Annotated in this window: 15 protein-coding genes; 4 read left to right on the top strand and 11 right to left on the bottom strand. The window is 67.2% G+C overall.

Translation table 11 applies throughout. The annotated features are described in order from the left end of the window. Nucleotides 1-7: 7 nt before the first annotated feature. The 3 genes from MHZ35_RS09850 to MHZ35_RS09840 all read left to right on the top strand — a co-directional run bounded on the left by MHZ35_RS09850 (nucleotide 8) and on the right by MHZ35_RS09840 (nucleotide 2,929). Nucleotides 8-985 carry an MDR/zinc-dependent alcohol dehydrogenase-like family protein gene (locus MHZ35_RS09850; protein WP_239435442.1) on the top strand — a complete coding sequence of 326 codons (978 nt, stop codon included), beginning with the start codon at nucleotides 8-10 and terminating at the stop codon, nucleotides 983-985. Then, complete coding sequence (locus tag MHZ35_RS09845) at nucleotides 982-1,968, top strand: Gfo/Idh/MocA family protein (protein ID WP_239435441.1); 987 nt, start codon at nucleotides 982-984, stop codon at nucleotides 1,966-1,968. Before MHZ35_RS09850 ends, MHZ35_RS09845 begins: the two co-directional genes overlap by 4 nt. A gap of 64 nt (nucleotides 1,969-2,032) precedes the next feature. Next, nucleotides 2,033-2,929 carry a bestrophin family protein gene (locus MHZ35_RS09840; RefSeq protein ID WP_239435440.1) on the top strand — a complete coding sequence of 299 codons (897 nt, stop codon included), beginning with the start codon at nucleotides 2,033-2,035 and terminating at the stop codon, nucleotides 2,927-2,929. A 1-nt stretch (nucleotide 2,930) separates the two neighbouring features. Here MHZ35_RS09840 and MHZ35_RS09835 read toward each other — a convergent pair whose 3' ends face one another. Continuing rightward, nucleotides 2,931-3,332 (bottom strand): MerC domain-containing protein, encoded by a 402-nt coding sequence (locus tag MHZ35_RS09835; RefSeq protein WP_239435439.1) that lies wholly within the window; start codon nucleotides 3,330-3,332, stop codon nucleotides 2,931-2,933. Nucleotides 3,333-3,460: 128 nt separating this feature from the next. On the opposite strand from MHZ35_RS09835, the gene MHZ35_RS09830 reads away from it, so the two are divergent. Next, entirely contained in the window at nucleotides 3,461-4,273 is an 813-nt protein-coding gene (locus tag MHZ35_RS09830; RefSeq protein WP_239435438.1) for an SGNH/GDSL hydrolase family protein, read from the top strand. A gap of 13 nt (nucleotides 4,274-4,286) precedes the next feature. Here the strand turns inward: MHZ35_RS09830 and MHZ35_RS09825 are convergent, their stop codons facing one another. The 10 genes from MHZ35_RS09825 to MHZ35_RS09780 form a co-directional block, all read right to left on the bottom strand. Beyond that, nucleotides 4,287-5,300 (bottom strand): inorganic phosphate transporter, encoded by a 1,014-nt coding sequence (locus MHZ35_RS09825; RefSeq protein WP_239435437.1) that lies wholly within the window; start codon nucleotides 5,298-5,300, stop codon nucleotides 4,287-4,289. Nucleotides 5,301-5,309: 9 nt separating this feature from the next. Then, on the bottom strand, nucleotides 5,310-6,371 hold the full coding sequence (locus tag MHZ35_RS09820) for a DUF47 family protein (RefSeq protein ID WP_239435436.1): 1,062 nt from the start codon (nucleotides 6,369-6,371) through the stop codon (nucleotides 5,310-5,312). Between the two features lie 259 nt (nucleotides 6,372-6,630). Then, nucleotides 6,631-7,431, bottom strand: coding sequence for a MipA/OmpV family protein (locus tag MHZ35_RS09815; RefSeq protein ID WP_274615797.1), 801 nt, complete (start codon nucleotides 7,429-7,431; stop codon nucleotides 6,631-6,633). 95 nt (nucleotides 7,432-7,526) lie between these two features. After that, nucleotides 7,527-8,252, bottom strand: coding sequence for a hypothetical protein (locus MHZ35_RS09810; protein WP_239435434.1), 726 nt, complete (start codon nucleotides 8,250-8,252; stop codon nucleotides 7,527-7,529). Between the two features lie 142 nt (nucleotides 8,253-8,394). Next, nucleotides 8,395-9,138, bottom strand: a complete 744-nt coding sequence (locus tag MHZ35_RS09805; RefSeq protein ID WP_239435433.1) for an SDR family oxidoreductase — start codon at nucleotides 9,136-9,138, stop codon at nucleotides 8,395-8,397. Continuing rightward, nucleotides 9,135-10,187 carry a zinc-dependent alcohol dehydrogenase gene (locus tag MHZ35_RS09800; RefSeq protein ID WP_239435432.1) on the bottom strand — a complete coding sequence of 351 codons (1,053 nt, stop codon included), beginning with the start codon at nucleotides 10,185-10,187 and terminating at the stop codon, nucleotides 9,135-9,137. The genes MHZ35_RS09805 and MHZ35_RS09800 overlap by 4 nt, the downstream gene beginning before the upstream one ends. 39 nt (nucleotides 10,188-10,226) lie before the next feature. Continuing rightward, nucleotides 10,227-10,967: an SDR family oxidoreductase gene (locus MHZ35_RS09795; RefSeq protein WP_239435431.1), complete on the bottom strand. Its 741-nt coding sequence runs from the start codon at nucleotides 10,965-10,967 to the stop codon at nucleotides 10,227-10,229. Nucleotides 10,968-10,969: 2 nt separating this feature from the next. Then, nucleotides 10,970-13,192 carry a hypothetical protein gene (locus tag MHZ35_RS09790; protein ID WP_239435430.1) on the bottom strand — a complete coding sequence of 741 codons (2,223 nt, stop codon included), beginning with the start codon at nucleotides 13,190-13,192 and terminating at the stop codon, nucleotides 10,970-10,972. A gap of 113 nt (nucleotides 13,193-13,305) precedes the next feature. Continuing rightward, nucleotides 13,306-14,340, bottom strand: coding sequence for a patatin-like phospholipase family protein (locus tag MHZ35_RS09785; RefSeq protein ID WP_239435429.1), 1,035 nt, complete (start codon nucleotides 14,338-14,340; stop codon nucleotides 13,306-13,308). A 22-nt stretch (nucleotides 14,341-14,362) separates the two neighbouring features. Continuing rightward, the gene (locus tag MHZ35_RS09780) at nucleotides 14,363-14,611 is read right to left on the bottom strand and encodes a glutaredoxin domain-containing protein (protein WP_125960615.1); all 249 of its coding nucleotides are present in this window, start codon (nucleotides 14,609-14,611) and stop codon (nucleotides 14,363-14,365) included. Nucleotides 14,612-14,655: the final 44 nt, after the last annotated feature.

Here is a 14,655-nt window from a genome sequence, read left to right as displayed (position 1 = left end):
AATGACGATGACCGAGACGATGCGCGCGGCGGTGCTCGCCGCGCCCGCCACCATGGAACTGCAGCAGGTCGCCCTGCCCGAGCCTGGCGCAGGCCAGGTCCGGGTGAAGCTGGAGGGCTGCGGCGTCTGCGCCTCCAACGTCGAGCCGTTCGAGGGGCAACCCTGGTCCCAGTTCCCAGGAGAGCCGGGCGGCATGGGGCATGAAGGCTGGGGCATCGTCGACGCGCTCGGCCCGGACGTCACCGGCATTGCGATCGGGGACCGCGTGGCGATGCTGTCGGGCAAGAGCTACGCCGAATATGATGTTGCCGACGTCGGTGCGCTGGTGAAGCTGCCGGAGGCGCTGGCCGGCAAGCCCTTCCCCGGCGAGCCGCTGGGCTGCGCGTTCAACATCTTCCGCCGCGCGGACGTGCAGGCGGGACAGACGGTGGCGATCGTGGGGATCGGCTTCCTCGGCGCGGTGCTGACGCGGCTGGCGACCGAGGCGGGTGCACGGGTGATCGCGATCTCGCGGCGCCAGTCCTCGCTCGATCTCGCCCGTCACTATGGCGCGGCCGAGACGATCGTCATGGATGACCATTGGCGCATCCTGGAGGACGTGAAGCGCCTCACCGACGGGCGCGGCTGCGACCGGGTGATCGAATGCGTCGGCAAGCAGTGGCCGCTCGATCTGGCGGGCGAGCTGGTGCGCGAGGGCGGCCGGCTGGTGATCGCGGGCTATCACCAGGACGGTCCCCGCCAGGTCAACATGCAGATGTGGAACTGGAAGGGCATCGACATCGCCAGCGCGCACGAGCGCGACCCAGCGGTGAACCTGCGCGGTCTGCGGGAAGCCGCGGAGGCGGTGGCCTCCGGCCGGCTCGACCCGACGCCGCTCTATACCCACCGCTATCCGCTCGACCGGCTGGACGAGGCGCTGCTCGCGACCCGCGACAAGCCCGACGGCTTCGTGAAGGCGCTGGTGACGTTCGGAGACGCCGCATGATCCGCCCGAAGCTCGGCTTCCTGGGCGTCGGCTGGATCGGCCGTCACCGCATGGAGGCGATGCTCGCCACCGGCGTGGTCGAGGCAGCGGCGATCAGCGATCCCTCACCCGAGATGGTGGCGGAGGCGCAGAAGCTCGCGCCGGATGCAGCGGTGGTCGATTCGCTCGGCGCGATGCTGGCGCTCGGTCTCGACGGTGTGGTGATCGCGAGCCCCAGCGCGCTTCACGCCAGCCAGTCGATCGAGGCACTGGAAGCCGGCTGCGCCGTCTTCTGCCAGAAGCCGCTCGGCCGCAGCGCCGCCGAGGCACGCGCCGTGGTCGATGCCGCGCGGCGAGCCGACCGGCTGCTGTCGGTGGATTTCTCCTACCGGTTCACGGCCGGCATGCAGCAGATCGCGCCGCTGGTGCGCGACGGCGCGCTCGGCCATGTCCACGCGATCGACCTCACCTTTCACAACGCCTATGGCCCGGACAAGCCGTGGTTCTACGATCCCGCGCTGTCGGGCGGCGGCTGCGTGATGGACCTGGGGGTGCACCTGGTCGACCTGGCGCTCTGGACGCTCGGTTTTCCGGAGGTGCGGGAGGTCACGTCTCACCTGTCGAGCGGGGGGCACCCCCTCGCCGATCCAGATCGCCAGGTGGAGGACTATGCCGTCGCCACGCTGGTGCTGGCGGGCGGTACGGTGGTACGCCTCGCCTGCTCCTGGCGTCTGCCCGCCGGGCAGGACGCGGTGATCGACGCGAGCTTCTACGGCACCGGCGGGGCCGCGGCGCTGCGCAACCTCAACGGCTCCTTCTACGACTTCCGCGCCGAACGATTCGAGGGCACCACACGGCACCTGCTTGCGGAGGCACCGGACGCGTGGGGCGGTCGCGCCGGCGCGGACTGGGCCGAGGGCCTGGCCCGCTCGCCCCGCTTCACAGAGGATGCGGAAGAACTGGTGCGCAGTGCCGAGGTGCTCGACCGCATCTACGGCCGTTGACGAGGGGCTTGCACCGACTCAGGCGCATGGCGGAACCGGCGGGGATCGTTCCTGAGGATCGCCCATGATCGTCCTTCGCCGGCCCACGCTGTGGGATATCCTGTTTCGCGTCCGCGGATCGATCATCGGCAGCATCGCCCCTCGCCTGGCGGCGATGCTGCTGATCGCCAGCGCCGCCGTGCTGCTCGCCGCACGCACGCCAGCCGTGCTCGCGCAGCTTGGTGCAATCCCCTTCACCCTGATCGGCCTCGCGCTCTCGATCTTCATGAGCTTCCGCAACAATGCGTGCTACGATCGCTGGTGGGAAGGTCGGAAGCTCTGGGGCCAGCTGATCATCGAGGTTCGCACCTTCGCCCGCCAGACCGCGCACCTTGCACCGGAGATCCGAACGCCGCTGCTGATGGGGCTCGTGGGGTTCAGCCACGGTCTGGCAGCGCGCCTTCGCGGCAAGCCCGAAGCGGCCGCGATCGTCCCTTGGTCTGACGGGAAGGACTGGGCAGACCAGCCGAACCCGACCGATGCGGCCTTGCGGTCGGTCGGGCGCGCATGCAGCCGGCTGGTGCAGGACGGCCATATCACCGACATCCGCTACTCGGTGCTGGAACAGCCGCTGACCGGCCTCGCCCAGGTGCAGGCCGGATGCGAGCGCATCAAGGCGACGCCCCTGCCCTACGCCTATTCGCTGCTCCTCCATCGCACGGCCTATACCTTCTGCCTGCTGCTGCCCTTCGCGCTTGCGCAATCGCTCGGCTGGTGGACCCCGCTGGTCGTGCTGGTGGTCTGCTATACCTTCTTCGGGCTCGACGCCCTGGGTGACGAGATGGAGGACCCGTTCGGGCAGGAGACGAACGACCTGCCGCTGGACGCCCTCGTCCGCACGGTGGAGCGGGAACTGCTGGCAGCCGTGGGACGGACCGATCTGCCGCCGCCGCTCCTCCCGAAGGATGCGGTGCTGCTCTAGCTCAGCCGGCGATGGCAGGCGGGCGGGTACTCGCGTGCCAGTTCCAGCCGTGACCCAGGGCCAACAGCAGCGCACCGGCGACGCTCAGCGCCGTCTCCACCACGGGTCCGGTGGGCAGGAACGCGCCGGCACCCAGCAGCGGCAACCCGAGCGCGGCAATCACCAGCGGCAGCGGGTGGCGGTGGCGGCGGAACCCCAGCCCCAGCGCCACTGCACTCGTCGGCACTGCGAAGGCGAAGGCAAGCGCGTGGAAGCTCTCCGGCAGCGTCAGGAAGGCGGCGAGCATCGGGACCGCGACGATCAGGACGGGCAGCAGCAAGCAGTGCGCCAGGCAGAGCAGCGATGCCCCCATCGCTGCGCCGTCCAGCCATTGCTGCCGCCGCGCGGCCATCTGTCGTTCCATGCTTGCACCTCAACGCCAACGAGCGCGGGAGATGATACCTTGTATCATGAACGTCAAGGGTGCCCGTGGGAAAGGTTGCATGCCTCTCGGCGGGGCCGCTACCCTCCGCATCAGAGAAGGAGAGGATCATGCGCCGTTTGATCGACCGCTGGCTCGGATGCGCATTGCCTCTGGCGGCAGTCGCCGGGTGCGCGCATGCGCCTGTCCCGCCCACTCTCGGCGCGGGCGCCCGCTATGTCGCGATGGGCAGTTCCTTTGCGGCCGGCCCCGGTATCCCCGAGCGCGTCGCCACGCCTGCCGCCCGCTGCGGCCGATCGACGAACAATTACGCGCACCAGTTCGCCCGCATGCGCGGGCTGACGCTGGTCGACGTCACCTGCTCGGGCGCTACCACGGCGCACATCCTGGGCCCCTGGAACGAACTGGCGGCGCAGCTGGACGCGCTCACGCCCGACACGGCGCTGGTGACGGTCACGATCGGCGGCAACGACGTGAACTATGTCGGCAGCCTGATGAACGCCTCGGCCGGGCGCGAGATTCAGCCGCCGACGAACGAGGCATGGGAGCGGCTCGCGCAGAGCTTCGATCGCATCGCCGCCGAGGTGCATCGGCGCGCACCGGGTGCCAGGCTGGTGTTTGTCGACTATCTCAGCCTGCTGCCGGACGGTCAGCCCTGTGCGGGAACCCCGGTCTCGCCGGAGCAGGCCGAAATGCTGCGGAGGACGGCGCGCCACCTGGAGGAGGCCACCGCCGCAGCCGCGAGCCGGGCGGGCGCCGGCCTGGTCCGCGCCTCCGCACTGTCGCGCGAACACGACGTCTGCGACGCGGAACCCTGGACGAGCGGCTATGCAGCAGAGGGGAAAGGTCCGGTTCCGTACCACCCCAACCGCGACGGCATGCGTGCCGTCGCTGAGGCGCTCGACGCGCGCTTGCCGCGGTAAGCGCGGCTGTCGTTCAGAACAGCCGCGTCAGGAGGTAGAAGAGCGCACCCACCGCGGCCGACGCCGGGATGGTGATGACCCAGGCGACGACCACGCTGCTCGCCACGCCCCAGCGGACGGCCGAGGCGCGCCGCGCAGTCCCCGCGCCGATCACCGCGCCGGTGATGGTGTGGGTCGTCGACACGGGAATACCGAGCAACGAGGCGCAGAACAGCACGATCGAGCCGGCCAGGGAGGCGCTGAACCCCTGGTGCTGTGACAGCTTGGTGATGCGCGAGCCCATCGTCTCGATGATCTTCCACCCACCCGTCAGCGTACCGAGCGCGATCGCGATGTAGCAGCTGATCGCTACCCAGTGCGGCACCTCGAACGCGCCGTGCAGATAGCCGGTCGAGTAGAGCAGCACGGTGATGATCCCCATCGTCTTCTGCGCATCGTTCAGCCCGTGGCTGAGCGAATAGGCGCCGGACGAGAGAAGGTGCAGGACCCGGAACGACCGCTCCGCATTGCGCGAGGTGGCACGCGCGAACAGCCAGCTCGTGATCAGCATCACCAGCATCGCCAGGATCATGCCGATGGTCGGCGACAGCACGATGGCGATCAGCGTCTTGTTGAGGCCGGTCCACTGGATGCCGGTCATGCCGGCATGGGCGACGCCCGAGCCGATCATGCCGCCGACCAGCGCATGGCTGGACGAGGAGGGCAGCCCCTTCAGCCAGGTTACGACGTTCCAGAACATGGCGCCGACGAGTGCCCCGAACACCACCGCCGGCGTGATCAGGTCCTTGTCAATCAGCCCCTGGCCGATCGTGTCGGCGACCTTGTGCAGCGCCGGAAAAGCGATGGTCAGGAAGTAGGCGGCGAAGTTGAACACCGCGGCAAAAGCGACGGCGTGGACAGGACGCAGCAACCGCGTCGCCACCACGGTCGCGATCGAGTTCGCCGCATCATGCAGGCCGTTCAAAAAGTCGAACGCAAGCGCGACCAGGATCAACCCGATCAGCAGCGGCAGGGCAAGTTCGTGCATGGGGGTGCGTCAGGCGTGGTCGACGACGATGCCGTCGATCTCGTTCGCCACGTCCTCGAACGCGTCGACGATGCGCTCGAGATGCTTGTAGATCTCGCGCTGGACCGAGAAGCGCAGCGCATCCTCCGGCCCCAGTTCCTTGAACGCGCGCTTCAGCCCCGCCGTGTGGATCTCGTCGGCGTGGCTTTCCATGCGGACGAGGCGTTCGGTCAGTTCGTGAAGACGCCCGCCATTGCTTCCAAGGTCGCGCAGCAGCGGCATCGCCTCTGCCGTGATCCGGGACGCGTCGACGATGATCGCCGCCATGTCCTTCATCTCCTGCTCGAACTCGGTGACCTCGTAGAGGTCGATCGCCTGCACGGCTGCCTGCATCTCGTCGATGGCGTCGTCCATCGAGCCGATCAGGCTGATGATCGCGCCGCGATCGAACGGCGTCAGGAAGGTCTCGCGCACGGTGCGCAGCACCTCGCGGATGATGTCGTCGGCGTCGTGCTCGCGCTCGATCACCTCCTGGATGTGGTCACGATTGCCGTCCTGCAGCAGCCGCGCGAGGGCATCGGCACCCGCCGTTACGGTCCGGGCATGCGCCTCGAACATATCGAAGAAATTTCCGGTCTTCGGAAGCAGCCGTTGAAACCATCCGAACATGCGATTCACCTTAGACTTTTCGGCCACCGTGCTGAGCAGATCGGTGCGCCGTATTGCTGCTTTCATTTCCGAAGGCCCGAAGGAACGGATCAGTTCGCGCAGGTCCGGCTCCTCGACCGCGGCCGCAGCCTCGGGCAAGCTGAACCAGCGGCGCTCGCGCTCCGACTGTTCCTTCCAGCTGTCGAGTTCCTGGCTGACCGCCAGCGGAAACACCTCGACGTCGATCATCAGCGAGGCGCCGTTGCGCCGCCGCTTGCGATAGCGATACGATCCCAGGGATGTCGGGCAGACGAGGCCGAGAACACCGGCCTCTTCCTCCGCCTCCCGCGCGGCGCCGGCATGCGGCGCCTCGCCCTTGTCCAGGTTGCCCTTCGGGATCACCCACCGCTTGGTCTCGCGCGAAGTGACCAGCAGGACGCGCACGGACGCGTCCCTGGCGGGACCTTCGGAACGATACGGCAGGGCGGCAATCTGGGGAATGAAGGGAACTCCGAGGCGGGCGGGGCCCGTTACAATCTGCGCCTGCCTCGGCGCAAGACAATCCGGTGGGCCTCTCCCCTGATCCTGAACGGTGCATGCCCGGCACCTTCCCGCGAAAGCCTTAATGGAAGGTGCGGGCGATGCATCGCCGGAGGCCGGCTGGACGAACTGCGGCAATGCCGCGTCCGTCAGCCGCCCCGGCTTATCGGAAGGTGTAGCTCACGGCGAGTCCGCCCGACAGCTGGTCGCGCGAGCCGAAGTTGCGCACGACCGGGGAGCGGCCGGCATCCGCCACCAGACGGTCGTACTTGGCGTAGCTGTAAAGCCCCCAGCGTGGGGTCACCTGGAAGATGAGGCCGGCCGTCCCCCCTACCGATTGCAAGCCGCCCTCCGCGTCGTACGCGGGCAGCCCCGTCGTTGCCGCGGTCTCCTCGCTGATGCCGAAGTATGCGCGGTGGTAGCGACCGTTGGCGAAGGTGGCGCGCGGCCCCAGGGAGAACAGCCACTGGTCGCCGTCGCGCGCGACATAGTCCGCGCTTACGGTGCCGATCAGCCCTTCATGGCCGCCCAGACCCTGCCGGAACTCGGTCCGCAGGCGGAACGCTGGCGCCACCTCATATTGCACAAAGCCGCCGAGTTCGACGGTGAAGCCGACCTTGGGCAGCACCCCGTCGGTATCGTTGCGCGAGCGATCGCCTTCGAACCCGAACGCGACACCGAACTGCCATCCGTTGCTGCGCGCCAGAATGGGACCGGAGCCTTCGTCCGGCGCCTCGAACGGGAACGGGTCATCGCCTCGGGCGCGGGCGATGTCGATCAGCGGGCGCACGCTGACCGAGTCGGATCCCGGAAAGCTCGGCACGAGCTGAGGCCCCAGTGCGATCCGCGTCCTCCACGGAGCGCGTTCCTCGCTCTCCTCCTGGGCATATGCTGCGGAGCCGGTCGCGAGCAGGGCCAGCGAAAGCGCCCTTCCGGTATATCTGAGTGCGTCGCTCGGCCTCATGGCAGACGGTACCTCCTCACCTTCGGTTCACGGAGCTTCCCTGCACAAGGCTTCTTGCGGCGTTCGGCTTACCGGAAAGTCGTTCCCACAAGAACTTACCCGAACCAGCGAGAAGCGCCAGTACGCCGTAGACCAAGCAGAGCACCAGCGACGACGAGCAGCGCGGCGGCCGCAGTGGAGGCGGCGACGACGCCGGCCTGCTGCCCGCCGGAGGCATAGATGGCGGCGAGCGCCCAGAGAAATACGAGCGCAAAGGGCGGGTTGCCCCAGCCGCGGATCAGCGCCGCTGCGGCGATGATGCCACCCACCAGCACGATCAGCGCCGTCACCACCGCACCGTTTTCGAGCTCCACCCCGTGAAAGCGCAGCGCCGCCGCGATGTTCACGATGGTCGCCGCGGTCAGCCAGGCAGCGAGCGCACTCAGCGGCAGAACCGCAAGCCAGCGCTGGCCGGTCGTGAAGCGCGGCTTCCAATCGGAAATGCGGCGATAGGCGGTGAGGAGGCACAGCAGCGTACAGACGATGATCGCCACCGAGATCACCGTCAGCCCGGCAACCTGCGTGTAGGCAGCCCAAAGGGCATTGCCCAGGAACGCCCCGGCTGCGGGCCAACGCAGTTGCGCTACCAGCGCATCGTTCCGCTGCCCCGGAAGCGCCTGGTAGATCGCGAACAGCATCGAGCCGAGGTAGAGCAGGCCCCAGATCGAAAACGCCCAGCCTGCCGGCGTGATCAGCGTCCGGACCGCATCGGACTGGGAACCGATCGGCTCACCGATCCCCAGCGACGGAAGCACCGGCGTCAGGATCTGCAGAACCGCCATGAGGATGACGGCGATGCGAGGCGCCGAATCGGCGGGCGATGCATGCGATGGCGCGAAGCTGGACATGGCGGCAGAACGCGCAGCGATGCTGCGGGTTGCGGCGGTCTCGGGCGAGCAATCGCCTCGTTCGAAGGGCGACGCCCTAGTAGATCTTCTGGTGCAAGGGCTCGATGCGCAGCGTCACGACATCCACGCCGCGGGGGCGCGTCGCCGCATAGAGGATGGCATCGGCGACCTCGGCCGGCGGCAGCATCTGGAATTCCTCGATAAAGCGGCTCCGCTCCTCGGCCGAGTAGGGCTGCATCGCGGATCCGATCGCACCGGGTTCGATCAACGTCAGGCGGATGCGCTCCGGCATCAGCTCTTTGCGCAGCGTCTCGGCAAAGGAAGCAACGCCGCCCTTGGCGGCATTGTAGACGCTCTCGCCCACCGCCTTGATGTGGACGCTGATCGAGCCGACGAGCACGATCATGCCGTGGTCGATCCCGGCCGCGCGGATCCGCTCGATGGCGGCGCGGGTGCAGCCGACATAACTCGCAAGGTTGCTTTCGAGCACGTAGCGCCAGCCGGCATCGTCCATTTCCATGAGCGGTCCCGATCCGACGCCGGCACAGGCGATGAGCATGTCCAGCCCGCCGAGCTTCTCGTCCACCGCCCCGAAGAGCGCAGCGATGCCCGCACTGGTCGAGAGATCGGCCGCGAAGGCGTAAAGCGGTGCGCCGCGGCCGAGCTCCGCGGCCGCGCCGGCAAGGTCCGCCTCCGGGCGATCGGTGATCAGGATGTGCGCCCCTGCCGCGATCATGCGGGCAGCGACCGCCCGACCGACACCACCGGCGCCTCCCGTGATCAGGACCCGCCGGCCCGCAAGGATCGACGCGTCGGTCATAGGGTGATCGCCACGAAGACCGCGCCGGTTTCCTGCTTGCGATCGGCCGTGTCGAAGGCCTCGTTGATCCGGTCGAGCGGGAAGCGATGGGTGATCAGTTTCTTCACGTCGATGCGCCCCTTGGCAATCAGGTCCAGCATCATCCCCTGTTCGCGGTAGATCTGGTGCATGGCGAAGCTGGCGCTGGGGATCAGCTGAATTTCCGACATCTGGATACGCTGCCATTCGAGCGGGATTGCCGTCTCCCCCGCATCGAAGCCGCCGACGATCACGACCTTGCCGGCGCGACGCACCATCCGGGTGGCCTGCGGCAGCGTCTGCGGCATCGACTCGCCGCCCGCGCATTCGAAGACGATGTCCGCGCCGCGTCCGCCGGTGAAGGCCTTCACCCGTTCGACAGCATCCTCGGTGGCGCTGTTCACCACCGCATCGGCGCCCAGCTCCCGTGCCAGTTCGAGCGCGCTGTCCACCACGTCGCAAATGATCACGTCCGCGCCGCTCGCCTTCGCGAGCATCATCTGCCCAAGGCCGATCGGTCCCGCCCCGATCACCGCCACCGTGTCGTTGATGCCGAGCCCGGACAAATGCTGCGCGTGCAGGCACACCGAGAACGTGTCGATCAGCGACGCTTCCTCGAAGCTCACATGGTCAGGGAGTTTGTAGAACTTCTCGGCGGGACCCGCGACATATTCGCCATAGGCACGCGACACATATTGGGTTCGCACGTCGTAGAGGTGCTCGCAGATATTGTAGCGCTGGATGCGGCAATAGTCGCAGACACCGTCTCCCATCACCGTCTCGATGACGACGCGATCGCCCGGCTTCACGTTGGTGACGCCCTCGCCCACTTCGACCACTTCGCCGGCCAGTTCATGCCCCATGATGTGGCATTCCAGCTCCGGCTCGTGCTTTTTCCAGTGCCGCAGGTCGGTCCCGCAGATGCCCGCCACACGCACGCGTGCCAGCACGAAGTTGGATGCGGGCAGGATCGGCCGCTCGACCTCTGTAACGATGAACGTGCCTTCGGCGGTCTTGAGTGCAGCCTTCATCGAGCGGCCGGCTCCTTGTTGTGGGATGGGACGGGAAGTTCAGCTCGTCTTCTGCACGCGGGGCTCGATCCGCAGATTGACGACGTCGCACGCCGAGGAGCGGCTGAGGACGAAGAGGATCGCCTCGGCGATCTCCTCCGCCTGGAGCATCTCCTGCTTGGCCACCGCTTCCCGCTTCTCTTCCGGGCTGCACTCCTGCATGTCGGTGTCGACCGAGCCCGGCTGGATCACGCTGACCTTGATGTTCTTGTCCGCGACTTCCTTGCGGAGAGTTTCGGCGAACGCCTGAACCCCGGCCTTCGTCGCGGAATAGACGCTCTCGCCCTCCGCCTTGATCTCGGTGCTGATCGAACCAACGAAGAGCAGGTGCCCGCCGCCCTGTGCCTCCATCCGCGTCAGCGCCGCCTTGGCCGACGCAAGGTAGCCGACCAGGTTGGTCTGGACCACGTAGCGCCAATCCTCGTCCGCCATCTCGTCCAGCGGATCGGCGCCCAGTGCCGCGCAGGCGACCAGCATGTCGACGCCGCCGAGCTTCTCGTCGACTGCCTGGAAGACGGCCTCGATCCCCTCCTTCGTCGCGGCATCCGCGGTGATGCCGAACAGGTCCTGCCCGCCGCCGGCGCTTGCGAGCGCCTGGTCCAGCGCCTGCTGGTCTCGGCCGAAGGTGAGGACACGCGCGCCTTGCCCGGCAAGAAGCGCGAGGGTCGCGCGACCGATGCCGGTGGTACCGCCCGTCAGAAGGATGCGCTTGCCCGCAAGCGACGTATGCTCGATCGCCATGTTTATTCCCAGCTGAGGACGATGCGGCCGTTGGCCGGCACGTTGTAATCGGTGCGGTCTTCCGAGCTGCTGTGCGGGCGGATCGCATCGCCACCCGCAGTGGTGACGCTGCTCTTGGGAAGCTTGCGCCGCTTGAGCCGCACGAGCCGAAGGTTGGCGGTGCAGGTCTCCACCCCGTCCAGGGTGATCGTCACGGCGCGCTCACCGGTGCGCTCGATCCCTCCCAGCAGATAGTCGCAGTAGATCCGGAAGGGTGCGCCCTCGACGTCGTGGAAGGCCCGCGACGCGAAGATGAACGCGGCGCCGGCGCCATAAACCTCCTGGCCCACCTGGCCCGCCTGCTGCCCGTCGGGATACAGGTCTTCCAAGGGGAAGGAGAGCTTCGGGTCGATGTGCCCGTTGGGCTCCCGCTGCGTGTCCGACACTGCCTCGGGCGGCAGTGCGTCCGGATAATAGTACCAGGCGCGCGACAGGACATATTTGCAATATTCGCTGATCAGCATGCGCGCTTCCGGCTCGAGTTCCGGGCCGCTGTCGTTCAGGAACCGCTCGAACGCGACAAAGGTGTCGAAGCATTCGTACATCGCCATGTAGGGCGCGTCCTGGAGGCAAGTCACGGCGAGGAAGGTCTCGTAATGCTCGGCATGGCCGATCCGGCTGTCCCACAAGATGCTGTTGTGGAAGAAGCTCGCGAGATAGACGTAGCTCTGCTGGAGATAGACTTCGCGATTGGTGATCCGCCACAAGCGCATGCAGGCGGCGGCGCCCCAGGCCGTCAAATTGGCCTGGTAGTTGATGTTGAACCCCAGCCCCACTGCCGCTTCGATCGCCGCGCGGGCCTCGTCGAGATACCGCTTGTCGTCGGTCAGCTCGAACGCCTGCAACATGACCCAGGCGTAAATGCCACCCACGTCGGTCTGCCCCCGCCCATCGGCAGGCGCGGTCTTCTCGATGATGGAGAAGTCGGTGACGTTGTACTGGATCGGCCAACGGTATTCGAAGTGGTGCGCGGCCCGAATGCCGTACTCGAGCGAGGACAGGAACAGCTCCCGCGCATCCGCGTCGCCGTCCAGCGCCAGGATGCCGAGGTTGAGCAGCGGGTGGTACAGGTACCAGCTGTCGACCGCGTCGGCGTCCTTGTCCTTGCCGACGTTGGGAAGATAGCGGCGCAGCGTGGCGAGCTTTGGGTCGTAGAACTTGTGCAGGCCCGCCTTCAGTTCGGCTTCCAAGGGATGCGGTTCGCCTCGCCACTTGCCCCAGTCGTGCAGGGCGGTGATCACCGACATCTGGACCATGATGTCGGGATACTCCGCTGCGGTATACGGATGGACGTAGCGGTGCCCATAGTGGCGGATGGTCGCCTCCGGCGCCTCCGCCAAGTCGCGGGCAGCCCGTTCCGCTCGATCCACCCAGTCGCGATACTGAACCGGCGGAAGCTCCAAGGCCTTGTAGGCGGTGCCCAGCATCTGGATGAACTGGCGTGCGGACTCCCGTTCGTCCGGCGGTGCCATGTAGCGGAACACCACGATCGCGTCGGAGATCGTGACGATCTTGCCCGCCTCCAGCGCCGCGGACGCCGGATCCTGGTCACGCTCGGGCGTCGGCAGAAGATAGCCGAGTTCGGGCCATTCCCCGCCCACGACCCCATCCGGCTTGGTGCCCGTGTCGCGGTAATAGTCGTTCAGCGCGGTGAGGTTCTGGAAGTAGAGAACATTGCCGAAGTCCGGCTCCTCGATGCGGAAGTAGATCAGCCCGCCGTTCAAGCCCCGCTGGGCCGCTTCGACCGTGCCGCTTGCGGCAACCGGATCATCCTCGCGCCCGAGGGGGTAGAGGTCCCGCGGCGCAAAGGGGATGAGGATCGACGTTTCAGGGGTCAGGCAGACGGTGATGCGCAGGATCTCCAGCGCCTCCGACCCGATCGCGAAGACGATGTGGTGTTCCCCCATGCCGCTGGTCACCCGAAGGCGAGCAGATTCGCCGGGCCGGGCATCCAGCACCTCGCATTCGAACGGTGCGGCGATAAAGGCGGCCCGCAGCGCGAGCCCCCCATTCCCGGGGCGTCGCACGAGCGCGAAGACACCGTCGGGGGCGGCGACCACCTCCACCTCGAGTTCACCCGATCGGAACCGGGCAAGCGGCTTTCTAGGGCGACGAAGATCTTCTCGCAGCGCCAGGAAGTAGGGGCTGACTGGCAGCATCTCCTTCGAGATCGCCGTTGACGCCATCAACACCTCCCTCTTCTGCGTTGCGATGCCCTCCAATCCCGCCAGCAATCGGGTTGTTCCCAAAGAAAAGGAAACTCACGACGAATTGTTGGAACCTTTTAACGTACGTTAGTTCAAGCAGTAATTCTGCCGTCACTGGCAGCATCGTGAATGGTGAGATCGTTCTGCCCGCGAGTGAATTCGCCGGACCGCAGCCGATGCACGAGTGCATTGCCGTCCCGACGTCCGCTGTTCCACCGCTGCAGCACCGATGGTGGGGAGAAGTCCATCGCCTTGCCGGCGACCTCTTGCTCCTGGTCGCGGTAGGCGGTGGTCACCAGCGCGACCGAGCGGCACGTCTCCCGCCCCGGGCAGCCATTCTCGAAAAAAGCGCGCCAGCGCGAGAGCGTCCTGCGGGACTGGGCCGCAAAGGCGAGGTCCTGCATCCGCCCGGCAACCTCACCGATGGTCTTGGGTCGGCGCGAGGAGAGCGGAAGAAGGTCCGACGCGATGCACAGGATCGGCGTGGAACCCGAGTCGAGCATCACCGGATCGATCGGGAGGTTCATCGACAGTCCGCCGTCTCCGAGGAGGCGGCCGTCCACCTCCACCGCCGGATAGGCGGTCAGCAGGGCTGCGCTCGCGCGGATATGATCCGCCGACAGCCGCTGCCGGGCGGTATCCAGCAGAACCTCCTCACCGGTTTCGATGTCGACCGCGACGGCCGTCATGCGCATCGGGCCGCGGTTGAGCAGGTCAAAGTCGACAAGATCCTGAAGCGTGCTGCTCAGCGCCTGGGTGTCGTAGACGGCGGGCGAGCCGGCGGCCCCGTCCCCCTGCCGCCATGCGGGATAGGAGCCGAGCGGCCCGAACAGTCCGGCGCGACCCGTCAGAAGCGTTTCCACCACGGCACCGGTCCGGCGCCACCCTTCCGGCAGCATGTCCCACGGCATCGGCCAGCCCTGCTCGTCCGCCGGGCGCCAGAGCTTGCGGAGGCGATCCACCCGGTCCTCCGGGGAGTTGCCTGCGATGATCGCGCCCGTGACCGCGCCGATCGAGGTGCCGACGATCCACTCCGGCTCAATGCCGCCATCGTGGAGCGCCTCATACAGGCCGGCATGATAGGCGCCGAGGGCGTTGCCGCCGCCAAGCACCAGGACAATCTTCACGTCCTGGATTTCTGGCCGGGGCTCAGTTGCTGGCAAGGAAGCGCTCAAGATCGTCACTGCCGCCGATCCGTTCCCCGTCGATGAAGACCTGCGGCGTGGTGGAAACGCCCTGCTCCTCCTTGTACCGGTCCACTTCCTCGCGGGACCGGAGCAGATGGTCTTCGACCTCGTAGCCGGCGGCTTCCAGCATGGCCTTGGCGCGCACGCCGAAGGGGCAGGTGTGTTCCGGCAGCACCATGCGGTACAGCGTTGCCTTACGTTCCGTGCTCATCGGTGGGCTCCTTTGCGTCGTCGGCCGAAATCCTGTTCGGCCGA

Source organism: Sphingomonas sp. ACRSK, assembly GCF_022346685.1.
GTDB classification, from domain to species: domain Bacteria; phylum Pseudomonadota; class Alphaproteobacteria; order Sphingomonadales; family Sphingomonadaceae; genus Sphingomonas; species Sphingomonas molluscorum.
The sequence above is the reverse complement of the archived record's forward strand: the minus strand, read 5'-3'. Positions and strand labels throughout refer to the sequence as shown.

Coding starts and splice junctions, on each gene's coding strand:
- MHZ35_RS09850 (WP_239435442.1), top strand. CDS start 8: ATGACCGAGACGATGCGCGCGGCGGTGCTCGCCGCGCCCGCCACCATG.
- MHZ35_RS09845 (WP_239435441.1), top strand. CDS start 982: ATGATCCGCCCGAAGCTCGGCTTCCTGGGCGTCGGCTGGATCGGCCGT.
- MHZ35_RS09840 (WP_239435440.1), top strand. CDS start 2,033: ATGATCGTCCTTCGCCGGCCCACGCTGTGGGATATCCTGTTTCGCGTC.
- MHZ35_RS09835 (WP_239435439.1), bottom strand. CDS start 3,332: ATGGAACGACAGATGGCCGCGCGGCGGCAGCAATGGCTGGACGGCGCA.
- MHZ35_RS09830 (WP_239435438.1), top strand. CDS start 3,461: ATGCGCCGTTTGATCGACCGCTGGCTCGGATGCGCATTGCCTCTGGCG.
- MHZ35_RS09825 (WP_239435437.1), bottom strand. CDS start 5,300: ATGCACGAACTTGCCCTGCCGCTGCTGATCGGGTTGATCCTGGTCGCG.
- MHZ35_RS09815 (WP_274615797.1), bottom strand. CDS start 7,431: ATGAGGCCGAGCGACGCACTCAGATATACCGGAAGGGCGCTTTCGCTG.
- MHZ35_RS09810 (WP_239435434.1), bottom strand. CDS start 8,252: ATGGCGGTTCTGCAGATCCTGACGCCGGTGCTTCCGTCGCTGGGGATC.
- MHZ35_RS09805 (WP_239435433.1), bottom strand. CDS start 9,138: ATGACCGACGCGTCGATCCTTGCGGGCCGGCGGGTCCTGATCACGGGA.
- MHZ35_RS09800 (WP_239435432.1), bottom strand. CDS start 10,187: ATGAAGGCTGCACTCAAGACCGCCGAAGGCACGTTCATCGTTACAGAG.
- MHZ35_RS09795 (WP_239435431.1), bottom strand. CDS start 10,967: ATGGCGATCGAGCATACGTCGCTTGCGGGCAAGCGCATCCTTCTGACG.
- MHZ35_RS09790 (WP_239435430.1), bottom strand. CDS start 13,192: ATGGCGTCAACGGCGATCTCGAAGGAGATGCTGCCAGTCAGCCCCTAC.
- MHZ35_RS09780 (WP_125960615.1), bottom strand. CDS start 14,611: ATGAGCACGGAACGTAAGGCAACGCTGTACCGCATGGTGCTGCCGGAA.